Raw genomic sequence first — 240 nt, forward strand, 5'->3', positions numbered from 1 at the left:
CCAGCAATGTTACCTGTACCGACCCGACCCGAAAGAGCTATGGATAAAGCCTGGAAAGAGGAAACGCCCGCTTCAGAACTTTTCCCTTGGAACATCAAAACGACCATTTCCTTAATATGCCTTACTTGCAGAAAACGGGTCAAAATCGAGAATACTAAACCTACTCCCAATAAAATGTAAATGACAGGTGTGCTCCACAAAACTCCATTTAAAGCCGTAATAAAATCAGACAATCAAGCT

Annotated in this window: 1 protein-coding gene; it reads right to left on the reverse strand. The window is 42.1% G+C overall.

What is annotated here, in order from left to right; translation table 11 throughout:
* Window positions 1–233, reverse strand: a 233-nt coding sequence (locus tag SB773_RS34300; protein ID WP_410594981.1) for an alanine:cation symporter family protein, incomplete at its 3' end; no start/stop codon positions are given.
* Window positions 234–240: the final 7 nt, after the last annotated feature.

Origin of the sequence: Bacillus sp. SIMBA_074, assembly GCF_046534555.1 — a bacterium.
Lineage (GTDB): Bacteria > Bacillota > Bacilli > Bacillales > Bacillaceae_G > Bacillus_A > Bacillus_A mycoides.